Origin of the sequence: uncultured Alteromonas sp. (assembly GCF_963976965.1) — a bacterium.
GTDB lineage: Bacteria > Pseudomonadota > Gammaproteobacteria > Enterobacterales > Alteromonadaceae > Alteromonas > Alteromonas naphthalenivorans.
Genome location: NZ_CAXBMP010000006.1, coordinates 1 through 21000 on the forward strand (window position 1 = coordinate 1; position 21000 = coordinate 21000).

Sequence of the window (21000 nt, forward strand, 5' to 3'; positions counted from 1 at the left end):
TGAATATCATGGGCGTTAGCGGTCTCATATCTGCAATGAAGACATGAGAGTTGTGTAAACACTCATTCAAAAACGATAGTGGCCTCAGAATTACTGTATTATTCAATTTAAAACAGCAACCATAAATATGAGTTTTCACACGGCCTGCGTACACAGCCGCCGTTAAAGCTTGAAGCCTGAGTGACAGCAATTGGCACATTTGCAAAGTTCGGCTTAAGACAATGAGTTCAATTGGTGAATGCAACGCTATCCTTATTTAGGGAGGAACGTTGCCACGAAACAAAGAAAACGCATCTATTATTCACCTGAACAAAAAGCACTTATATGGGAAGGATATAAAAAGGGCGACTCGTTGCATGATATCGCCAGAATGTTTGACCGCTATCATTCTTCGATTATGCCCACCATCTACCAAACGGGAGGGTAACGCCCGCCAGAGCAAAAAAGGCACCCACAGCCTTTCTCGCTTGATGAATGAGAAGAAGTATCACGCTGCTTAGTCAGCAATCAATCCATTCGAGAAATTGCCAGACGTTTGTCTAGAGCGCCATTAACAATCAGCCGAGAGATAAAAAGAAATGGTGGATTGAAGTGCTACCGTGCCGTCAACGCAGAACAACGTGCATGGGACGAAGCATTAAGACCTAAACCCAATCATAGAAATGAAAGATTAGTTGTGGAGCTAGTACAGTTTGAGATTACGTTTCTTACACCAATCAACAGCCGTTTTGTTAAATTCATTCGCGGGTATTTCAACTGAAAGTTGTGACTAAACTTTATCGTTACTTAATGTGAAAGACTAGACCGTAAGCCCTAAATTATTGACCTCCAATATCAATCGGTTGTAGTTTGCACCAGCAAAAGAAATGTTTTGATACACGTAGACTTTCATGCTCGTACAAACCTTATCAATCAAGCAAAAATACCATGAGCGATTCTCATTATTAAATTGGAGATAATCTCACAGCCCGCATTTGTGTCCATTAGCTCAATTGGTCTTCTATATCCAAGCCCCTTTGTTTTCGAACGCATCCATTGTAATGCCTGACATTCATTCTCATCGAAATATTCCACACACATGGCAAGTACCTCTATAACACTAAACAGGCGATCGCTTTCACAATGTCTCAAATATCCGCTCATTTTTCGACGATTCAATTGTGACTTCGAAAGAGCTAGACAATTTGCTAGTTCCCGCTCACTGATACCCGTAACCTCAACCACACGATAAAAATTTGAGAAAGGTAGCCCCTTTTTAATCTGAGTGTGCAGTTCATTATCATTCAGTGACATGCCAACTTGTTCGCGTAACTTATTTTTATAATTCATAATAATTACAATCTTTACCTATCAACTCTATTTTCATTATATATCGATCCTAATAAGCAGCTAGATTGCTCCGAAGAATTAAGGCGCGGTCATTTAGCTATACTCCCAGTTAAATTGTGCTTTTGTCGAAGTATTTCAGACACTAAAGAACAGAATTTTTCCGACTTCGCCCATTCATTAATAAATGATATTCGTTTAATGTTGCCCCTTAACTTTTAACTGCTTGAGCCGCTGCAGACTGTTTTCCTTGCTACAAGCACGTAGTTATGCACTTTTATGTATCCTTATTTGCCAGCTCAAATCTTTATAGCTTTTTTACACTATACATAGTCGATTCTTAAGACCAAATCATCGCTATAGCAACTTCGGACCAGTTTCGCATTTTGCTGATGAATCAGTTCCCCCATCAACTTGTAAATTCCATGCTTAGGATGATTGTTGTCGTCAAATTCACGATTAGCATCGAGTATCTTAACGTTTTGTATTTTATGTATTTCGAAGGCAGGAATATATCCGAGGGTCATAAATTGACCGGCGATCATGTTTAGGTAGCCTAAACTAAAATTACCAAACCATCGTTTATTGACGACTTTTTTAGTAGAGTTTGGAATGAAGAGTTCGCAGTCCCATTCTCGAATATTAATGCATACCTGTCGTTGATCAAAATAAAAATAAGCGTAAATACTTTGTTGATACATGTTATGTACTAGATGAGTATTGATAGTTTTTGGTCGTGTTGAAGATGCAATATTTTCGGAATGAAGATGTACTACTTTGCTTGCTGAATTATCAGCAAAGAGGACTGCTTCAATTAGGCTATTAGCGCTGCAGCCAACGTTTTCTACATGCTCTAAAACCTTATATATCTGCTGATGCTCTATCGCACTGGCATCGTTGTTGAGAATAAGGCTGACTAAACTGTTGGAAAGTTGCTGATGATAACTAAGCTGTTTACACTCAAAAACGCTGCGATATTTTGTTATCAGGTTAATGAATTTTTCTACGTCGTTCGACGGAAGAAAGTACAAAGAATTCGATGCTTGTTGCTCTCGATATGATTGCTCATCTGCAGATTGTAAATCTTTCCAGTTAAGACAATTATTAATATACGAAACAACAACTCGTGATCGCCCCAGCGACTGTTTCAAGTTTTTTCGAATGTTCTTTGCATGTAATGTATGAACACGTGCGGTAGGATAGTGAGCGTCAATTAACATTTTTAACTTCTCCTCATCTGCGGCCCAACTCACAAATAAAGTAATTAAAAATGAATATAAGGTGAAACAAGTTACTGCAGCGGTGCACTGGCTTCTTTTTGGGCAAAAAGGGCTCGCTAACCCTTATAAAAAAATATTCGAAGCCAAGCCAGTAGTCAACACCTAAAAGCAAAAAATTGCGTATTTTGACTCTTCGTTTATAGCCGCCCCACTTTGTTATTAAGTTTTTGATTCACACATCGCAGTTTATCTTAGTCAAAACAGAGAGCACTAAAATAGTCTCAACGCACTTCACTGATATGTTTCTACGTTAAATCTTTAGTTTTTTCTTAACATCGAGAGGTAGTTTACGGACTAATAGGTTGAATTGTTCTCTGGCCAGTTTTTCTTTTAGATTTCTTACTTCAGCTTTGGAAGCTTTTAATTCATCGATTAGAGTCGCTCTTTTTCTATTTTTAACAGATGGGTTTGTTGCAGGGTTAAACTTTATTTCGAAAATTTTAAAAAGTTCATTATTTCTACTAGTTCGATAATTCTCGAGTTTTTTAGAGTAATTATTTAAATTAAAAAGTGGCTGAACTTTAATTCCAATCATAGCGGCAACCTCGCTTCTCTGAATTTGGAAATGCTTTTTAGTTTTAAAATCGGACTTTTTGAAATGACGCGCTATGTACTCTTTTTTATTATGGAATATACTGTTAATAGCATCATAGGCATTTTTTGATGAGTTTGAACTTGAAACCCAATCAGGATATTGGGGAGGAAATATTTTTTCTTTCTTCTCTTGTTGCCTCTTTAATAAACTTTGTAATTTCATTCTTCCTTTTCCTCTTTTACAGACTCTAAATGTGAAAGAAAATCATCATAGACATTTGTCCTTTCATTATTTTTTAAATGCTGAAGTACCTTGATTGAATTTTTTATAACTCTTTCACTGTCCTTCTTAAATACATTGGGTACTAAAGGTTGCTTTGTCATTTCCACTGCATTCTGCGCGTTGATCATTATCCACTCAGCGTGATCAGATGTTTGTAACCCATTAATGCAACCCAGACACAGGCTAGGCTTTGCAAGATGTCTCATAGGTGAGTTGCTAATTGGTTCTACGCACTTTGCTAGGTGTTGTGAATGGCGCTTGAGGATGCAAAAGCCCCATGGATTTGATTTAATATCAACAAGCTCTTTTTCTGCAAATTCGTGAGCAAATTCCTCCATATTATTTATCTGGAGTTTAACTACTTGTTTTGCAATGCGACGCATGAAAACATCCATCTTGCCAGCGTAAGCTCTTTTACCGTTTACAATAGATTCCAAATGCTCTTTTACTAATCTACTTAACACTACTCGCTTAGCCAGGTCGTTATTAGTTTTTGATGTTTTGTTCCTCAAATACCTTTCAAAAAAGCTTCCATTCATATGTTTGAAAGCGGATCTAATAAATGAGCCCACCTCTGTTGTGTACCTCAGTAGCACAGCTTCTGCAAAGATATGCCTAAATGCATGCGGGGTTGGATAGGCAACTTCATCGATGAGGTAACGAAAACACGCTCTCGTTAATTCTCCTCGAGCATGTTTATTATCTTCACTTTCATCTTTGAAGTTAAAGTCACTGATTGAATTCAAGAGTTCATTTGGAATCCTCTCATTCCATATTTCGACAATTTCAGTTTGCAGTGAACCCTCTTGATAATATTTCATTAGATTCCCTATACTACCGCGCTTTCTTATATTCAGGATTCCAGCAGCATATAAGTATGGAAGTTCTCTTCGAACTTTGTCTCGCACTGTTCTATATCGAAGTAGTTTTGATTCATCTAAGTAATCTATATCAAATTTCTTTTTCGTAAGCAGGATATCTGTAGGAGTAAAATCACTTGTTACAATTTCATCGAGCAAGTCTAAATCTTGGAATATTTGGTAATATTTAACAAATCCTTGCCAACATGCTAAAACACGATAATTCATTGTTGAAATATCTAACAATTGATTTGCTATTGCTGGTTTATGCGTCCCTGTTACAACTAAGGATTTGTCTTTGGTTAAAGATTCTAGACATTGTGATAAGATATAAAAAGTTGGTGTGACTTCCCTTTGCAGTTTAGTGTTCCCGTTACTTTTGGGGACTATCCAATTCACCATGAATCTATACGGCAAGTAAGTGGAGTCCAAAAGATCATCATTTGTGCAAATTGAAATTGCTTCAATTGGAAATAGTAACTCACTGGCCCTCCACCCAGAAATAGCAGAAATTTGAACTATAGCCGAGTATTCAACTTTTTTGACAAATCGCATACGATCAAACCCAGAATTAGTATTAAGCTCATCTGAGTGAAAGGATGTGACTATCTCAACGAATTTCATGTTTGAAATTATAGCTATATTTTTTTCTAATATGCTTACGAAATCAGAATGATTAAAAAAACCTTTCTCTTCACCAATTGATTCTACAAAATTTCCAACAATAACTTCAGAGTTACTTTTGTCATCAGAAAAGTAAATATACTCTGCTATTAGACAACGTATAAACTCTAAATTGTAACCGGTGTTAGTCAACTTAAGACCGTCAATTACCTCGCGAATTAAAGCGTCATTGAGCGGTGCTGATTTTTTGTAACCTTCCGTATAATATTGTTCAAAACGTGGAATGAGCAATTCCCGAATTATCATCCTTTTATCGATACCGGAATAGCTATTTCGCGGAACCAATGAATCGCTTAGTTTGCCTTTTGTGTAGCAAAACGGACAAGACAGCGCGAACGCAGTAGACTTCACGCGTTTAGTTAATATAGTTATGTCTTCTTCAGCTCTTGTCAGTAAACCTCTAGAACGAAATTTTAACGCAACATCTTGAACAAATTTGTCATCTATTGCTTTATTGGTAGCGTAGGAATAACAAAATCCATTTTTAAAAAACTCTGCGCAATAATCGACGTAGTGTCTCCCTATTTCCAATCCAAGAAAGTTATAGCTACTGCCGTCTATGTAATCTTGCAATGAAACATTCAAAACTTCCTCAACCACTTTACTTTCGATGTCCCGAAGCTCCTTTATTTCAGGCATATCAAGCAACGAGTAGGCTGTTGTAGCGTTTACTCTATTGTCTAACTCTAACAGGTTCAGTGCCCTGATACTTACTACCGAGGATGGCTCTGATAATACTTTTATAAGACCTTTTTCAGTGGCTTTAAATCGCAACAGAGAGGCTAGAAAGAGAGATAAGTTATGTCTATTTAATACGTCTGCATCCTCAGACTTTAAAAATATAAACATGTGGTGTAGAAAACGAAGCTTATTCTTGTAATTTTTTGCATTCTTGAAACTACGAACTGACAGTAAAAAATACAACTTTGCCATTTCTTTGTTTGTTATTACTTCGCCATTGCTATCAAAATCATAGTTCTTTTTCGGCGACGAAATATCACTATCAAAGATTGAAAAATCAAGAGAAACTGTTCTTTTATCATTATGGCTGGGTATTCTAATTTCCCATAAATCATGTTGAAACCCCCCAGTATTAATGAAGCCTACCCCCTGATAAAGGGTAGCCATTAGCTCTTGATATTTTGATTTACTCCTTTGCGGAAGAATAGTAACGACGGGCATAATCAAATTTTAATATAGCTTTCTAACGGATTAGGAAGAGTGTTTTTGACGATCTTGTGAGTTGCGAAACCTTCTTCAATTGACTCCGGTGATAGAACTTCATTTAGGCAGAATTCTATCCATTCACACGTGGGCAACATTGTAAACTCAACATATTCTGGATTTGTCTCTATTAGTTTTTTGTAGGAAGCGTTTGCATGAAATAGATAATTTGCAAACTGCAGATATGTGGCAGCAGAATCAATGACAATAATGCTAGTATTATTTTTACCTTGTCCAGAAAAACCGAATTCGATTTCTCGTTGCGTTTTACTTGGCGAGCATTCTGCTACTTTAGTTCGCGATACCAACTCTACTTTTGACTCATCGATACTATCAGCCAACTTCAACAACGAATTGTTCATTTCTATTTCAGTACCTGGCCGATAAACACTATTTGCAAAGTCGAGCATCACCGTACGCGTGACTCTACCACTACTGTTAACCCAGTTTTGATTATATTCAGTTAAATAAGAAGATGCTTCTGTTTGTGAACTATGTGAGTTGTAGTTAACCAAGTGCGATAATTTATATCTATCAGCTGATGCATGTACAGCCGAGTTTTTAATGTGTGTAAGTCGAAACCATGTCATAGCTAATGGTCTTTCACAATGAACTTTATAATCCATGCCGGCATTTGTCTTTTGCATTTTAAAAGCCCGATAAGACACCCCATGATTAACCAAAGCCTTAATGCAATCTGTAAAGAAAGGAGTTATACCTCTCCTGTCATGCGCAGAATTGAGACGCTCCTGAACATTTCTGCTTTCAAGAAGAGTTTTAAACATTAAGCCAATGAGTGATTTGTTGCTGCAATCCTCATTATTCATCTGGTATCCAATATCATTACCAAACAAAAATTCATTTTTATTTTTCTTTAGGTGATTAATAATAGCACGCCCCTCAGCAGATGAACTGAAGACAGTTTTTGTTTCGTGTCTTGATAGCGCTCGCCCCTTAAGGTATTTAACATTAAAGTACAAAGGTTCTTCATTTTTGTCTTGGATAATTACAAAGTTATCCTTGGTCAAGTTTGGAATATCTCCTGGTTGGATAGTTAACCAGGCCATTAGCCAAGAAAATAGCCGTGACTCAATTGGGCTTACAGGAATATGGGAGTGACTTTTCCCATCGGAATTCAAGACATCAGTGGCCGCCAAAGCTAATTTATACAAAATTTCTAAGTCAAATATGCTTTTACTCCGAATACTTGGAGCATCAACCTTCTTTCCGGAAGCTAAAATTTCTAACTTCTTTTGAGATAACACTGAACGGAAAATTAGCTCCACGGGCTTCGGAAGGTCATTTAGTAAGCAATGTTTGGAAAGAACTTGGTGAATTAAGTCTCTTAAAAAAAACTTATAACTCAATATGTTTTGTTTGCTATTTAACTCAATACTTCGCGATGAAATCTTATGTTTTATCAAAAAATCACGAAACGCTTCAAGTGCTTCTTGTACTGAGCACAGCAAAATAGCGATGCTAAGCGAAAAGGAATTTATTAGAAGTTTCGGGCTTGCTATTTTATTATATTCACTGCTTCCAACATACTGTCTCAACCAAAGACTCTGGGAAAAGAACGTGGTCAATGTATGTTGTTGCCTATCTACTGGCAGCGACAATACTGTTCTGTCAATGATAGCGTGAATGAATGTTTGGTCGTGCTGGTAGTCGTTCGCATTTTCTTTGAATTTTAGTGTTTTGACGCCTCTACGTAAGATTTTCAATACTTCGCTGGCCCCTGTGCCTTGAGGTTTCAACCCGAACACATTGACTTTGTAAGTTTCAAAAGCCTTCACAATAGTAGGGGCTTTAAGGTCGATGCTGTCGAAATCATAAATATCTAGGAATGGCAAAAACGCCCTACATGCCTGAAGAGCCATAATTGAAGCAGTCTCGTGGTAACGATTTTCCTTGTTATACAAGTCAAAAGTATAAGACGAAAAAGCTAACATAATAATGTTTGCTTTTGAATGCTTGTTCTCCGTTGAAAATCGAAAAATCGTTACCTTTTCTTCTCTACGGACGTAAAGAACAACTGTATTAGGATCAAAAGGTTCAACACTGCCAACACCTTTCACCTTCTTGTACTCTTCCAACAGAGCTTGTTCTTGTTCTAAGATCTCATTATGTTTCAAAGCCTCCCTCCATATTTAACTTTTCGTGCAATGAACGGATGTATCGACCTGTTGTTTCTAGAGCGGCTTTCCCTCTTAAAGAGTGACCTAACAACCTTGCCACTTCAATCATAACCGCACTATCTGGCGTAATACTATCTGGGTCAACTTTATTTTGATCACAAAACTCATGGAACTTGTCTGTTCCAAATGAATGTCTTAGAGTATGAAACGAGTGGTCTTTGTGAACCAAGGCTTGACCTTCGCCAAATAAATCTGGGCGTTTTAGTGCTTTATTCTTAATGCTATTAAAGGTGTTTGTCCCAAAGCAATTAGGGATTTCATAACCATCTTTTTGCAAAAGTAACGAATCTTTAGAGTATTGATTTTTTAACTGTTTTCTTTCTCCTCCTATATACTCTCTGATACTATTTAACAGCTCCCTAGAAATATAAATATTGCGTGACCTTCCTCCCTTGTTGCTTGATCCTTTGGAATAAGTGCCCTGTAAAAAAAATATAAATACGGTTTTATCTTCATCACGTTCCATATCTTCAATTAGGCTTAATATCCCTTTATGTTTTTTACGAAAATATACGAAATCTGCAAGTCGCAACCCTCGCAATTCTTTGCTTCTCAATCCAGCTTCAGCCCCCAGACGTAAAGCAATTTTATGAGAATGCTTTTTACAACAACGATACAATGTATTTTTCTGTGACTGACCTAAATATTTTACTGCCAATCTTGGCTTGGTATTTTTTATAGCTATCGGGAGTAATTTGGGGCGTATGAAAATATCCTTTAAAGTTGTAAGCCCTATTTTAGCTAGAAAATTATAATAAGACTGAATAGCATCCTTGGCTTGTTTGACCGCAAAATCACCCTTTCCTTGGTTTAAGATCAGTTCGTCATTAATGTAATCGTTAAGTATCTCTTCAGGTATGTTAACGTGCGCATAGAAAAAGTTTGTACCATGTTTTAAGTCAAAATAATTCAAATAATCTAGGTAGTTAAATAATCTGCCAACATATTGATTTGCCGTAGTTGAAGAAATTGGGCGATAGTCTAAGGAATCTCTCAGAGTTCCATACCTTGTTTTGACTGTTACTTGTACATAGTGCGACAAGTTCTTGTATGTAGAAAAAATGTACAAATTCGGAATAGGAAGAATAACATGATCAATATCAACGAAAATTGGCATGTCAACGGAATCCCTACAATTTTTAACAAACAATCTATACATACACTTTACGCCCAATCAACTTGTCTTTATATTATTACAAAACATCAAAAAGCATACAAAAATAGAAATTAGGTAACTTCTCTTGGTTTGCTCTAATACCTTCGGGCCAGCTAAGTTGCCATCTTTGGTTACATGACCTACAAGAAACATTGAGATGTGGTGTTGTTTTGCAAAACGAGTTAGATAGGCCGCACTTTCTCTAACCTGGGATACACTGCCCGGGGCAGATTGCACATCGGCTACATGCATCACTTGAATAGAGTCGATAACCATGATTTTTGGTTTTTTGGTTAACGCCAAGTCGCAGATAGTTTCTACGCTGGTTTCTGCCAGCATCATTAGCTTATCATCAGGCAGGTTCAAGCGCTTAGCCCGCATGGCCACCTGCTGAAGCGACTCTTCCCCTGTTACGTATAAAGCCGTTACAGTTTGTGCCATTTGACACATTACCTGAAGTAACAGGGTGCTTTTACCGGCACCAGGGGAGCCGCCAATTAACATAGCAGCGCCTGGCACTATTCCACCGCCTAAAACCCTATCGAGCTCTTTAAACCCTGCGCTAAATCGCGGTAGAGATTCTAAATCAATCGCATTGAGCATTTCTATTTTAGCGGAAGTTTGCCCGGCATAACCTGATAAGGTTGGTTTTGAATTGGTTTTGGCGCTACTGACTACAAACTCGCTAATGGTGTTCCATGCTTTGCATTCAGAACACTGACCCTGCCAGCGTGGAAATTCAGCCCCACAATCTGAGCATACATAAGCCGTTTTTCGTTTTGCCATATTCCAGTTTTATCCCAGCGTGAAAAAGAGTATTCTATCTTATTAAGATACCAAGGCACACTAACCCATCTAACAGTTTTGTCAGACTCTCATCCCAGTCGTCATTCGCGTTGCAGTTTGCAAAACGCTGTTTATTAATGGGTTTAGCATTCGTGCCGATAATAATAATGTCTATAATAATAGAAAGTAACTAAGTTGTGCATACATGAGCCAAGATTTACAGCAGTACGCTGACATAATTGAGCAATTGAAACCACTGGTAAACGAGCCTGAATTTAATAAGGTGCTTTTACAAATTGGTGGTGATATTCCCAAGGAAAAACGCTTTCTATTAAAAATGGAAGTGAAACGCCTTGCGAAGCCCTGTATGCGTTCAATTGATTTACGTGGCCAAGTAGACGGTAAATGCAAAAGCTATTTGCATGATGGCAGAACCCATTACATGGATGAAATTGCTGTCGATAAATTCGAAGAGCAAATTAGAATATTTGGTGGGTATACATTCGGTGTATACGAAGCCGTTCAAAATACTGAAAACAATTACCGTATCATTCGTGAGAAAGCAGAAGAAGCCCGAGACACAGGCTCAACTTCAAATACCCCTCGCAAAAAAGGCTCTGCCATTTTAGAGCAGTTTAAAGTGCCAACGGTAAACCTACTAGATTATCGTCAACGCAACACAGAACGTATGAACTTTGCTGTTGCGGTTGAGCTATTTAATGAAAGCAACCACTCGATTAAAGGCTTAAGTGTTGATGTGTCGCTTGAAGGCCTGCAAGTCAAACTCAACAAAGAAACGTTGTTTAAACAAAATGAGCTGTTACAAGTCTACTTCCGTGGGCTTGAAGGCGAGTTTGCCATGGATAAGAAAAATGGTATTGCTTATCGCCTGGTGAAAACCGTTCGCAAAAAAGATGTTATTTATTTAGCTTTACAACGTGCGACAGAGCGCCCAGCGCCCAGCTTCGATAAGTTTTTAGAAAGCTTTATTCACGGTAATAAACGCCGTTATAAAGTAAATATGAACAACACCATTGAGGCAATAACCAGCAAAACGTGTGAACAATACTTTTCTCCAAGAAGCCCAACGTTACCTATTTATATCGATGTAATTGAAGATAGGCTTATTCCACGCTTCGCTATGGTTAACGAAGTTAATCGCGAGACGGTGAGCTACTGGCAAGATGAGGAAGATGAGTGTCGCTTAGGCTTTCTGCTGTCGCAAAATAGATTGAACACCTTGCACGCTAAGCCTGCACACCGTCGCGAAATATTTGTATTCAGCTTTACCCACTTACAAAACGACAAAGTCTTTTTTTACTCGGCCTCTTACGAGCAACTTATAGAAAAAGACATGCTAAAACAGGTTTTCTTAGGCTTTGGCTCTAAAAAAGTCAGCTGGCGAGTATTTAAGTTAACCTTGACCGACATGTTGCCCGAACAAGCCCATACCCCCTTATCTATTCCAGACTCTGTGGGTACGAAAATAAAGCGGCAGAATACACCGCCTTCGCCTCGGGTTATGTCGAAGTTAAAAAACCTCAAATACTTGCTTCATGTGACTGACGTAACCTCTATATATGGGCAACAGGCGTATAACGAATTAAAGTTCAATCGTGATAACCTCTCTCATCTGCGCGTTTTTGGGCACCCTAGAAACCAGAAGACCCCAAACATAGAGTTGTTCCGATTTAAATATGAAGATCAACGTTTAGAGTCTCGCTACCGTTTACGCTCTCAAATAGAGCTTAAATTATCTCATGACGACAGCGTTCATGTTGGCGTAAGTGAAGATATTTCGGTTCATGGATTGGGTCTTCGTGTTGAATTGAATAAAGAGTACGACGGTGAATTAGAAGGGCAAGTTGAAGTATCCTTCCCTCGCCTTCAGCAGATTACGCAAAACTTTAACGTAATGAACTTGCAATACTCGGTCATTTATCACAACGCTGAGAAAAACATTCTGCACTTAAAAGCCGCGACGGGTGAAGCAGGAAAAAGTGCAAGGGCGTTTTTTGAAGAACTGATTAGAAAGAACAAACACAGCTTAGAAGAAGACTCTGGCGAAGAAGAATTGCCGGGCATGGGTCAAGCACTTCGCTGTATTAATGCTCGTAATGCTACGTCTCTATCCTTCTTAATGAGTAAAGAAGGAGTTAGGTACACGCCGCAAGCGGGCATTATCGGAAAGCAGGACGAACGGGTTTCAAGCCTTGTCACCTACTTAACGGAAAAGCGTCAAGTCAATTTAGAGTTCTTATTCAGAGACAGAAAGCTAGATACCCCTTTCATGCAAAGCGGTATTAAGCAGGTGAAACTGGAAAACATGCCCTTGCGCCAAGAGCTTTTAATCTCTTTTGATGCCAAGCAAAAAGATCCGCGCATGGCCATTATTCCACGGTATTCCCACCGGTTTGAAAATAATGAGCAGCGTAAGACCTTTATTACTGAAGCGTTAAACAGAGGGCAATTCATTGCTATTCACGTGATGCTTACCACCACAGGCAAGCCGGATTTATCCATGTTACAAACAGAGATAAATTACGTTAGCGTGTATGCTATTCATCGGGCAAAGGAACTTGAAAATAAACTTTGGAGCTTAGCTGCCTGTTCGCACTTAATTGATGTAACAGATGAAGTATTGATTAGATATGAATTCGATGACGACACAATTAGCGCCAACCGAGACACTAAAGCAAAAGTAGAAGCGCCCGCTCAGTCCGGTATTCAAGCATTATTACAAGACCAAGCATTGGCGAAATAAAAACAAGCTCTGACACAACCTTCAGAGCTTGTACTCGCTATTTATTCTTCGCGCTTAACACAGCGCCGCTAATATTCGAATATGCACCCTAGTCAAGTTCAGCTATTTCACTACTAAGATAGAAAGTACAATAGACAATGTAGGCTGCCCAATCGAATAGCAACGTCAGCTTTTTCGTTCACAACTGGCTTTCCATGGCACGCCACCCCTAACGCCGATTCGGCCATCATCACTAAATCGTTTGCGCCGTCACCCATGGCAACCGTTTGCGCGCTCGGCACTCCCCAACGTTCCGCCAACGCTTTCACGGTTCGCGCTTTCACTTCAGCATTCACAATTTCGCCAGACACTTCTCCGGTCAATATTCCCTGCTCTATCACCAACGTATTTGAAACCGCTTCATCAAGATCTAAACGGGCTTTTAAATGGTTAGCAAAATAAGTAAAACCACCTGAAGCGATAGCAAGCTTCCAGTTGTGTTGTTTTAGAATGGCAATCAGCAGCTGTACACCTGGCATGATGGGCAAGCTATCGCGTATTTGTTGAAGCTGTTGCTCTGGTACACCATCTAGGCAAGCCACCCGGTGGTTCAAGCTATCGTTAAATGCTATTTCGCCCCGCATGGCCTGTTCGGTTACCGCAGCTACTTGTTCACCAACGCCTGCTAGTTTGGCAATTTCATCAATGCACTCAATATCAATTAACGTGCTATCCATATCCATCACAAGAAGACCTGGCTCGTTAAGCGATGGCTGCACATCTTGAATACCTAAATCCACATGATAACGGGCCGATAACGACGCGACTAGGGCAGGCACTGCCGTCTCAGCTTGGGAGTCGGCGTTTTCACTTAAGCGGCCTTTCACTACCACCACGCCATCACCGAGTTTGTTGTGTAACGGATGTAAGTGAATTGATGTAGCATTAAAAACGTCGCTAAACCCTTCAACAACCTGACTAACAATGTATGGGGTTAATGCTTGACCAATAACGGTTAAAATTGAAAGACCAGCTTCATCCTCACTGGGTGACTTTGTGGTAAGCTGCGTAGATAAAAAAGAGGTATCATGCATTGCATGAGGCGGTATTTCGTTTAAAAACGTGATCACTATTTATTCAAACCTTTGTTAGTCTTGCCCATATGCTACCCAATCATTACACATGTGGAAATACACACTTTCAAATTAGTCAAAATTACCCTACTGTTACCGCATAAAGATAAAGGAAATTGAGGCGAAATGCTGAACCACTTAGAAAGCGAACGCATTGCTCACAAACACAGCGTTTCACACTCGGCTTATACTGCGTTCAAGCGGCTTATCCATACTATTATCATGGCTACCGCTGTGGCATTGGCTGTGGGTCTATTTCTCATGTACCAGCAGTACCAGACCCATTGGGTTGACGTACAAACGGCCCAACCGGGTACCAGCATTAGCAATCAATATTCAAAAATCTTACAGCCTGCCTTAGTGGCACAAGACACGGTTCAACTAGCCCGTTTAATTACCATTGCATTAGAAGAACCCGCCGTTATCTCTTTAAGCGTATTTAATGCCCAAGGCGTTTATATTGCGCCCTTACCAAGAGTCGACAGTGTGGTAGCACTAGCCAGAGAACGAGACGTTGCTCCCAGTAGTCATGTTGAAAAAATTCTCGATGATAACGGCAAGGTAATTGGCTATTTGAACGTTAACATCGACACAGAGGTGGTACTTTCCAGTCCGTTAACGCTTCGCCAGCAATTGTGGCTTATTATTAGCGCCGTTATTGTGTTGGCATTGATTGTAGGTGTTTATATAACACGAGGGTTTTATAAGTTTCGCCCGTGGATAATTCGAGTTTTTCAGTCTTAAACACCATTTTTCGCTAACCCAAGTTAGCTCAAGCCAACAAACTTCACCTGTTTTTAGGCCTTTTATTGTCTGTTACAAAAAAGCCCTTTATGAAAAAGCGTAAGATAATTTTGGGTGGTAAGTTCGTTTAGGGCTTGCCCATCATACTCCCCTAGTTTACCGAGCGCGGCCAGTACATCCCCAAGATATTCAGGGCTGTTGCGAGCGCCTTGTCGCCCCTGCATTGGCATATCAGGTGAATCAGTTTCAAGAAGTAATCGGTCTGGGTGGTGCTGAAGCAAGTATATGATTGTCTCTTGCGTTTTCTTTGCTCTGTCATAGGTAATGGTTCCCCCTACGCCAATATAAAAACCTTTATCGACATACGCTTTGGCCACCTCTACACTGCCAGAAAATGCATGAATAACGCCGCCTTCTGCAAATCCTGTATTTTTGAGACTTTCAAAAATAAGATGATGGCTTTTTCGGTGATGTAAAATGACAGGAAGGGCGTATTCACTCGCTAATCGCAATTGCGCTTCAAACATCGCTTTTTGAAGCTGCATAGGTATCGCTATATGCCCATCTAAGCCAATTTCACCCACCGCGACAACCTCACTACTAGACTGAAATAAAAGACGCTCTAGTGCGCTTAAGGCCGTGGCATTATCAGTTTCGCTAGTAGACAAAAAGTATGGATGTAGACCACACGCTATATCTATCGAAATAGCGTGCGTATTTTGGTTCGCAAAGGATTGTATAGCGAGTTGAGTTGACCACTGCGACACTTGCGTACCAGGAATAAGAATGTGTGTTAAGCCGGCGCTGATGGCGTGGCTTATCACCGACTGCCAGTCACCTTGAAATGCTGGCAAGTCTAAATGGCAGTGGCTATCAATCATTAAAGAATGCCAGAATTAGTGCCTCTTAAGGCATTAAACGTTGAGTATTCCAGTTGCCATTTTCATCCCGGTTATATTCGAACCGGTCATGCAACCTGTCTTCACCGCCCTGCCAAAATTCTATTTGGTGAGGAACAATACGAAAGCCGCCCCAGAAGTCTGGTGCGGGTAGCGTTTTATTCGCAAACTTTTGTTTCATTTGGGCAAACTGAGTATGCAAAAGCTCGCGACTGCTAATAGGTTTACTTTGCTCAGAGGCATAAGCCGCCAACTGGCTGTCTTTAGGGCGAGAAAGGAAATAGGTCGCGTTTTCCTTAATGGAAAGCTTTTCTACTACACCACACACTCTCACTTGTCGCTCCATAAAAAACCAAGGGAAGTGACATGAAACTTTGGGGTTTTGACCAAGCTCTTGTGCTTTGCGGCTGCCTAAATTAGTGAAAAAGACAAACCCAGCTTCACTTACATCTTTCAACAGCACGATGCGCTGAGAAGGCTGACCTGTAGCATCAACGGTCGCCACGGTCATGGCGGTAGGATCGGGAATTTCAGCGGTGATGGCATCGTTTAGCCAACGGTCAAATAATGAAAAAGGATCCGCGGTGAGATCGGTATCTTGCAGACTCCCTTTTGCATACTGTCTGCGCATATCAGAAATTGCCATACCTACCCCTTTTTATTGCTTTGTGACAAATGAATGCTAGCTGATTTTTTAGCTGATACGTTTGGGCTTATGATTTGGGCTACACTTTTTTAAATTATGCTTTGAGCTAACGCGTATTCCGTTGAGCCCAAAACAGATAATTGCTGAGTGCTAACTATCGTCTGAATAACCTAACGAACGTAGAGCACGTTCATCGTCAGCCCAACCTTGTTTCACTTTAACCCACATTTCTAAGAAAACTTTATTATCAAACAGGTTTTCCATATCTTTGCGGGCATGTTCACCAATGGTTTTCAGGTGCTTGCCACCCTTGCCTATAATCATACGCTTTTGCGTTTCACGCTCTACAAGAATAAGACCACTGATACGGTATACACCATTTTCAGCTAGCTTAAACTGTTCAATTTCTACGGTTGTAGCATAAGGAAGTTCATCCCCGGTAAAGCGCATCAGCTTTTCGCGAATGATTTCAGCAGCCATAAAGCGACTTGAGCGATCGGTAATGTAATCTTCGGGGAAGAAAAACTCACTTTCAGGCAAGCTATTCGCTACAAGTTCTCGGATGTCATCCACCATTTTGCCCTGTTTAGCGCTAATGGGGACAATATGTTCGAACTTATATTTTTCTGATAGGCCTTGAAGGTGAACCATAAAGGCTTCTTTATCGTCTACTTTATCCATCTTGTTGACGATAAGGTAGCAAGGTAGACCTGAGGCTTTCACTTTAGACAACACCATTTCATCGTCGTCGTTCCAGCGTGTACCTTCTATCACGAACAATACCAACCCCACTTCGGCAAGAGAACTTGAAGCGGCTCGGTTCATATAACGGTTCATGGCGCTTTTTTCTTCGCTATGAAGGCCTGGAGTATCTACGTAGATGGCTTGATAATCGCCTTCAGTGTCGATACCTAAAATACGGTGGCGGGTAGTTTGTGGTTTACGCGACGTAATACTCACTTTTTGCCCGAGCAATCTATTAAGTAACGTCGACTTGCCTACGTTGGGGCGCCCTACAATAGCGACTAAGCCACATCGGGTTGTATCATTTGGCTGTGTCATCGAGTGTCTCCAAGGTAAGTCTAGCTGCTTCCTGCTCGGCTTTTCTTCGGCTATTTCCAGATGCCGAAACGGGCTTATCTAACGTTGTCACTGTGCAGCTAACTTCAAAAATTTGAGCGTGGTCTTTCCCTGAAATAGAGATAACTTCATAAGAAGGTAACGGTAGCTTACGACCTTGCAGGTATTCTTGAAGACGGGTTTTGCTGTCTTTAGGGTGCGCATTGGGGTTTAACGCTTCAATACGGCTTTCCCATAAATGGTAGATAACGTTACAAACCTCTTCCATCCCTGAGTCCAAGTAAATTGCGCCTAACACAGCTTCCACCGCGTCTGCCAATATTGAACTGCGACGATGACCACCGCTTTTAAGCTCACCGGGACCAAGATGTAGTAATTCACCCATACTCGCTTCACGGGCCAGTTCGGCCAACGTATCACCTTTTACTAAGGTGGAACGCATACGAGTAAGCTTACCTTCAGGCACATCTGGGAAACGCTTAAACAAGGTTTCACCAATAACCATACCTAAAATAGCATCGCCTAAAAATTCTAATCTTTCATTGTGCTGCTTTGCAGCACTTCTATGGGTTAACGCTTGCTCTAGCAAGGCTACATTATTAAATGTGTACCCTAACGCTTTACTCAAGCGAATATATTTATCAATACCCTGCATTAATTAATGCCACCTACGCGTTCAAATCTAACGCCCGTTGGGATCCATGTTGGTAAAACACTGTCGCGGTCGCGTTCGAATTCAAATGAAATCCAAATGGCAACAGCTTTACCTACTAAGTTTGCGTCCGGTACAAAGCCCCAAAAACGGCTATCTCTGCTGTTGTCACGATTATCGCCTAGTACGAAATAATGACCATCAGGTACAATCCATTCATTGCTACGTGTACCTGGCTGAGTATAGAAGTTACTGGAAGAAATTTCTCTGACGGGGTGGCGCAGTATGTCGTGCTCACTGTCACCTAGCGTTTCTGTGTAACGCATCAGCTTAGCCATGTCCTGAACAAATTCGTCTCGACCGACAAAATCTAACGGCATAGCCGTAAGCTTCCCGCAATTTTTTGCAGCACCTTCGCATTTCGACTTGATATAAACCTGTTTATCTTGATACACGACGGTGTCGCCAGGCAGCCCTATAACACGCTTGATGTAATCTACTGACGTATCTTCAGGGTATTTAAATACCACCACATCGCCACGTTCTGGCACGCCGGTTTCCACTAGTTTACTGCGAAATACAGGGTCTTTTATCCCATAAGAAAATTTCTCAACCAGTATAAAGTCGCCCACCAACAAGGTTGGCATCATCGAGCCCGATGGTATTTGAAATGGTTCGTAAATAAACGAGCGCAACACCAATACAAAAGCGATAACTGGGAATATTTGCTGCGAGGTATCAACCAAGTACGGAAGCTGTGGCTCACCTGCAAAATTAGCCCCTTCTGCTTTTGCCGATTCCTGTAACCGCGCCTTTCGTTTTGGTGCAAACACCATACTATCCACCAGCCATACCAGCCCAGTAGTTAGCGTTAGAAGTACTAAAATAAGCGAAAAGTAATTGGCCATTACTTACCTACCTTCAAAATTGCCAGGAATGCATCCTGCGGTAATTCAACATTACCTACCTGTTTCATTCTTTTCTTTCCATCTTTTTGCTTTTGAAGCAGCTTTTTCTTACGACTCACATCACCACCGTAACATTTAGCGATAACGTTTTTACGTAACTGTTTCACCGTACTACGGGCAATAATATGGTTGCCAATAGCAGCTTGAATAGCGATATCAAACATTTGGCGAGGGATAAGCTCTCGTAGCTTTTCAACCAATTCACGCCCGCGGCCCTGTGAATTATCTCGGTGAGTGATCATGGCTAACGCGTCTACGCGCTCGCCATTAATCATAATATCTACGCGTACCATGTCAGAAACTTGGAAACGCTTAAAGTTATAATCAAGTGAAGCAAAGCCGCGGCTTGTTGATTTCAAACGGTCGAAGAAATCGAGGACCACTTCAGCCATCGGCAGTTCATAGGTAACAGCAACTTGCTTACCGTGATACGTCATTGCGGTTTGCATACCACGCTTTTCAACACACAAGGTAATCACGTTACCTAGGTATTCCTGCGGTACCAGAATATTCGCTTCAACTAATGGCTCGCGAATTTCGGCAATATCATTTACTGCTGGTAATTTAGACGGGTTATCACAGCTTAAAATTTCGCCCTTTGTGGTCTCTACTTCGTAGATTACCGTGGGTGCCGTAGTAATAAGACCAAGATCGTATTCCCGTTCTAAACGCTCTTGAATGATTTCCATGTGAAGCATGCCTAGGAAGCCAATACGGAATCCAAAGCCTAACGCTTGCGAGCTTTCTGGCTCGTAGAACAATGAAGCATCGTTCAAGCTTAGTTTAGCTAATGCATCACGGAAATCTTCGTAGTCATCTGAACTGATTGGGAAAATACCTGCGTAAACCTGCGGCTTCACTTTCTTAAAACCAGGTAAAGCGCCTACAGCAGGTTGTTTTGCTAGGGTAATAGTATCGCCAACCGGTGCGCCTTGGATATCTTTAATACCCGCAATAATAAAGCCTACTTCACCCGCGCGAAGAACGCCTGTATCTAGCGCCTTGGGGGTAAACACACCAATCTTATCAACTTGGTGAGTTTGGCCATTCGACATAATTTGAATTTTGTCTTTCTTAGAAAGCTCACCTTCTACGATACGAACTAATGACACTACCCCTTGGTAGTTGTCGAACCATGAATCAATGATAAGCGCTTTTAGCGGCTCTTCACGGTTACCGCCCGGAGGAGGAATTTTATTTACTATAACTTCTAGTACATCTTCAATACCAATACCTGTTTTCGCTGAACAGCGCACAGCGTCAATGGCATCTATACCAACAATGTCTTCAATTTCTTCGGCAACACGTTCTGGTTCAGCCTGCGGTAAATCTATTTTGTTTAAAATAGGCACCACTTCCATGTCCATGTCCATGGCGGTATAGCAGTTGGCTAGTGTTTGTGCTTCAACGCCCTGACCTGCATCAACCACCAACAATGCACCTTCACACGCGGCAAGTGAGCGAGATACTTCGTACGTAAAGTCTACGTGTCCAGGAGTGTCGATGAAGTTCAGCTGATAGACTTCACCATCTTTAGCAGTGTAATTAAGCGTTACGCTTTGTGCTTTAATAGTAATTCCACGCTCCCGCTCCAAGTCCATTGAGTCAAGAACCTGTTCGGCCATTTCACGATCGGCTAGCCCGCCACAATGTTGAATAAGACGGTCAGACAGAGTCGATTTACCGTGATCGATATGAGCAATAATACTGAAGTTACGAATGTGCGATTGTTGCATAATGCTGGAAATTACCTGCAGAAAAATTCATTAATATAAAAAAGACTGGTAGCTATAGTTTGTGTTGT

15 protein-coding genes and 2 pseudogenes are annotated in these 21000 nt (G+C 40.6%); 3 read left to right on the plus strand and 14 right to left on the minus strand.

Annotated elements, in window-relative coordinates; translation table 11 throughout:
- Positions 1-238: 238 nt before the first annotated feature.
- Positions 239-652 (plus strand): annotated as a pseudogene (locus tag AAC006_RS06530) (helix-turn-helix domain-containing protein); the annotation flags it as partial.
- A 260-nt stretch (positions 653-912) separates the two neighbouring features.
- On the opposite strand, the gene AAC006_RS06535 reads toward AAC006_RS06530, so the two are convergent.
- From AAC006_RS06535 to AAC006_RS06565, 7 genes and pseudogenes are all read right to left on the minus strand, one after another.
- Positions 913-1329: an antitoxin Xre/MbcA/ParS toxin-binding domain-containing protein gene (locus AAC006_RS06535; protein WP_338454062.1), complete on the minus strand. Its 417-nt coding sequence runs from the start codon at positions 1327-1329 to the stop codon at positions 913-915.
- Between the two features lie 320 nt (positions 1330-1649).
- Entirely contained in the window at positions 1650-2546 is an 897-nt protein-coding gene (locus tag AAC006_RS06540) for a hypothetical protein (protein ID WP_338454060.1), read from the minus strand.
- Between the two features lie 310 nt (positions 2547-2856).
- Positions 2857-3363: a hypothetical protein gene (locus AAC006_RS06545; protein WP_338454059.1), complete on the minus strand. Its 507-nt coding sequence runs from the start codon at positions 3361-3363 to the stop codon at positions 2857-2859.
- Positions 3360-6095, minus strand: a complete 2736-nt coding sequence (locus tag AAC006_RS06550; protein WP_338454058.1) for a hypothetical protein — start codon at positions 6093-6095, stop codon at positions 3360-3362. The genes AAC006_RS06545 and AAC006_RS06550 overlap by 4 nt, the downstream gene beginning before the upstream one ends.
- Positions 6096-6151: 56 nt before the next feature.
- The gene (locus tag AAC006_RS06555; protein WP_338454056.1) at positions 6152-8326 is read right to left on the minus strand and encodes a hypothetical protein; all 2175 of its coding nucleotides are present in this window, start codon (positions 8324-8326) and stop codon (positions 6152-6154) included.
- The gene (locus AAC006_RS06560; protein ID WP_338454054.1) at positions 8316-9506 is read right to left on the minus strand and encodes a site-specific integrase; all 1191 of its coding nucleotides are present in this window, start codon (positions 9504-9506) and stop codon (positions 8316-8318) included. The genes AAC006_RS06555 and AAC006_RS06560 overlap by 11 nt, the downstream gene beginning before the upstream one ends.
- A gap of 132 nt (positions 9507-9638) precedes the next feature.
- A pseudogene (locus AAC006_RS06565) lies at positions 9639-10331 on the minus strand (AAA family ATPase); the annotation flags it as partial.
- 205 nt (positions 10332-10536) lie between these two features.
- On the opposite strand from AAC006_RS06565, the gene AAC006_RS06570 reads away from it, so the two are divergent.
- Complete coding sequence (locus AAC006_RS06570; RefSeq protein WP_126873459.1) at positions 10537-13095, plus strand: PilZ domain-containing protein; 2559 nt, start codon at positions 10537-10539, stop codon at positions 13093-13095.
- A gap of 113 nt (positions 13096-13208) precedes the next feature.
- Here AAC006_RS06570 and serB read toward each other — a convergent pair whose 3' ends face one another.
- A complete protein-coding gene (serB, locus tag AAC006_RS06575; RefSeq protein ID WP_126873457.1) occupies positions 13209-14204 on the minus strand; it encodes a phosphoserine phosphatase SerB in 996 nt (331 codons plus the stop codon).
- A gap of 129 nt (positions 14205-14333) precedes the next feature.
- On the opposite strand from serB, the gene AAC006_RS06580 reads away from it, so the two are divergent.
- Positions 14334-14951 carry a hypothetical protein gene (locus AAC006_RS06580; RefSeq protein ID WP_013783353.1) on the plus strand — a complete coding sequence of 206 codons (618 nt, stop codon included), beginning with the start codon at positions 14334-14336 and terminating at the stop codon, positions 14949-14951.
- Positions 14952-15013: 62 nt separating this feature from the next.
- Here the strand turns inward: AAC006_RS06580 and AAC006_RS06585 are convergent, their stop codons facing one another.
- The 6 genes from AAC006_RS06585 to lepA form a co-directional block, all read right to left on the minus strand.
- Positions 15014-15832 (minus strand): TatD family hydrolase, encoded by an 819-nt coding sequence (locus AAC006_RS06585; protein ID WP_126873455.1) that lies wholly within the window; start codon positions 15830-15832, stop codon positions 15014-15016.
- 25 nt (positions 15833-15857) lie between these two features.
- Positions 15858-16496: a pyridoxamine 5'-phosphate oxidase gene (gene pdxH, locus AAC006_RS06590; RefSeq protein WP_339890945.1), complete on the minus strand. Its 639-nt coding sequence runs from the start codon at positions 16494-16496 to the stop codon at positions 15858-15860.
- A 150-nt stretch (positions 16497-16646) separates the two neighbouring features.
- On the minus strand, positions 16647-17558 hold the full coding sequence (gene era, locus AAC006_RS06595; protein WP_126873451.1) for a GTPase Era: 912 nt from the start codon (positions 17556-17558) through the stop codon (positions 16647-16649).
- The gene (rnc, locus tag AAC006_RS06600) at positions 17542-18231 is read right to left on the minus strand and encodes a ribonuclease III (RefSeq protein ID WP_126873449.1); all 690 of its coding nucleotides are present in this window, start codon (positions 18229-18231) and stop codon (positions 17542-17544) included. Before rnc ends, era begins: the two co-directional genes overlap by 17 nt.
- The gene (gene lepB, locus AAC006_RS06605) at positions 18231-19136 is read right to left on the minus strand and encodes a signal peptidase I (protein ID WP_339890947.1); all 906 of its coding nucleotides are present in this window, start codon (positions 19134-19136) and stop codon (positions 18231-18233) included. Before lepB ends, rnc begins: the two co-directional genes overlap by 1 nt.
- Positions 19136-20932, minus strand: a complete 1797-nt coding sequence (gene lepA / locus AAC006_RS06610; protein WP_126873446.1) for a translation elongation factor 4 — start codon at positions 20930-20932, stop codon at positions 19136-19138. The genes lepB and lepA overlap by 1 nt, the downstream gene beginning before the upstream one ends.
- Between the last annotated feature and the right edge of the window lie 68 nt (positions 20933-21000).

Excerpts from the sequence above, each read along its gene's own strand:
- era (WP_126873451.1), bottom strand. The coding sequence starts at position 17,558 with ATGACACAGCCAAATGATACAACCCGATGTGGCTTAGTCGCTATTGTA.
- AAC006_RS06550 (WP_338454058.1), bottom strand. The coding sequence starts at position 6,095 with ATGGCTACCCTTTATCAGGGGGTAGGCTTCATTAATACTGGGGGGTTT.
- AAC006_RS06560 (WP_338454054.1), bottom strand. The coding sequence starts at position 9,506 with ATGCCAATTTTCGTTGATATTGATCATGTTATTCTTCCTATTCCGAAT.
- pdxH (WP_339890945.1), bottom strand. The coding sequence starts at position 16,496 with ATGGCAATTTCTGATATGCGCAGACAGTATGCAAAAGGGAGTCTGCAA.
- rnc (WP_126873449.1), bottom strand. The coding sequence starts at position 18,231 with ATGCAGGGTATTGATAAATATATTCGCTTGAGTAAAGCGTTAGGGTAC.
- lepA (WP_126873446.1), bottom strand. The coding sequence starts at position 20,932 with ATGCAACAATCGCACATTCGTAACTTCAGTATTATTGCTCATATCGAT.
- lepB (WP_339890947.1), bottom strand. The coding sequence starts at position 19,136 with ATGGCCAATTACTTTTCGCTTATTTTAGTACTTCTAACGCTAACTACT.
- AAC006_RS06535 (WP_338454062.1), bottom strand. The coding sequence starts at position 1,329 with ATGAATTATAAAAATAAGTTACGCGAACAAGTTGGCATGTCACTGAAT.
- AAC006_RS06570 (WP_126873459.1), top strand. The coding sequence starts at position 10,537 with ATGAGCCAAGATTTACAGCAGTACGCTGACATAATTGAGCAATTGAAA.
- AAC006_RS06540 (WP_338454060.1), bottom strand. The coding sequence starts at position 2,546 with ATGTTAATTGACGCTCACTATCCTACCGCACGTGTTCATACATTACAT.
- AAC006_RS06580 (WP_013783353.1), top strand. The coding sequence starts at position 14,334 with ATGCTGAACCACTTAGAAAGCGAACGCATTGCTCACAAACACAGCGTT.
- AAC006_RS06585 (WP_126873455.1), bottom strand. The coding sequence starts at position 15,832 with ATGATTGATAGCCACTGCCATTTAGACTTGCCAGCATTTCAAGGTGAC.
- AAC006_RS06545 (WP_338454059.1), bottom strand. The coding sequence starts at position 3,363 with ATGAAATTACAAAGTTTATTAAAGAGGCAACAAGAGAAGAAAGAAAAA.